Source organism: Nonomuraea sp. NPDC048901 (assembly GCF_040649695.1).
In the GTDB taxonomy this organism is placed as follows: Bacteria; Actinomycetota; Actinomycetes; order Streptosporangiales; family Streptosporangiaceae; genus Nonomuraea.
Window position 1 is genome coordinate 1 of the sequence record NZ_JBEZFW010000057.1, and the last position, 1,398, is coordinate 1,398.

The window sequence follows — 1,398 nt, forward strand, 5'->3', positions numbered from 1 at the left end:
CTTTGTGGTCAAGTCCTCGGCCTATTAGTACCGGTCAGCTCCACACGTTACCGTGCTTCCACCTCCGGCCTATCAACCCGGTCGTCTACCGGGAGCCTTACCCACTCTCATGGTGGGAGACCTCATCTCAAGGCGAGCTTCCCGCTTAGATGCTTTCAGCGGTTATCCCTTCCGAACGTAGCCAACCAGCCGTGCACCTGGCGGTACAACTGGCACACCAGAGGTTCGTCCGTCCCGGTCCTCTCGTACTAGGGACAGCCCCTTTCAAGTCTCCTGCGCGCGCAGCGGATAGGGACCGAACTGTCTCGCGACGTTCTAAACCCAGCTCGCGTACCGCTTTAATGGGCGAACAGCCCAACCCTTGGGACCTACTCCAGCCCCAGGATGCGACGAGCCGACATCGAGGTGCCAAACCATCCCGTCGATATGGACTCTTGGGGAAGATCAGCCTGTTATCCCCGGGGTACCTTTTAGCCGTTGAGCGACACCGCTTCCACACGCCGATGCCGGATCACTAGTCCCAGCTTTCGCTCCTGCTCGACCCGTCAGTCTCACAGTCAAGCTCCCTTGTGCACTTACACTCAACACCTGATTGCCAACCAGGCTGAGGGAACCTTTGGGCGCCTCCGTTACCCTTTAGGAGGCAACCGCCCCAGTTAAACTACCCACCAGACACTGTCCCCGATCCGGATCACGGACCAGAGTTAGACGTTCAAAACGACCAGAGTGGTATTTCACCAATGACTCCACCCGAACTAGCGTCCGAGCTTCCCAGTCTCCCACCTATCCTACACAAGACGCTCCAAACGCCAATGTCAAGCTGTAGTGAAGGTCCCGGGGTCTTTCCGTCCTGCTGCGCGTAACGAGCATCTTTACTCGTAGTGCAATTTCGCCGGGTCTGCGGTTGAGACAGCGGGGAAGTCGTTACGCCATTCGTGCAGGTCGGAACTTACCCGACAAGGAATTTCGCTACCTTAGGATGGTTATAGTTACCACCGCCGTTTACCGGCGCTTAAGTTCTCACCTTCGCCAACCCGAAGATCGGCTAAGCAGTCCCCTTAACGTTCCGGCACCGGGCAGGCGTCAGTCCGTATACATCGTCTTACGACTTCGCACGGACCTGTGTTTTTAGTAAACAGTCGCTTCCCCCTGGCCACTGCGACCCCCACCAGCTCACAGAGCTAGCCTGATCACCAGCAGAGGTCCCCCTTCTCCCGAAGTTACGGGGGCAATTTGCCGAGTTCCTTAACCGCAGTTCACCCGATCGCCTTAGTATTCTCTACCTGACCACCTGAGTCGGTTTAGGGTACGGGCCGCCACAACACTCACTAGAGGCTTTTCTCGGCAGCATAGGATCATCCACTTCACCACAATCGGCTCGGCATCACATCTCAGGAT

At 57.0% G+C, this 1,398-nt stretch carries 1 rRNA gene (only partly in view); it reads right to left on the reverse strand.

Annotation, left to right across the window (positions count from 1 at the left end):
• Positions 1-5: 5 nt before the first annotated feature.
• Positions 6-1,398: ribosomal RNA gene (locus tag AB0C30_RS59765) — 23S ribosomal RNA — on the reverse strand; it runs 1,533 nt beyond the window's last position.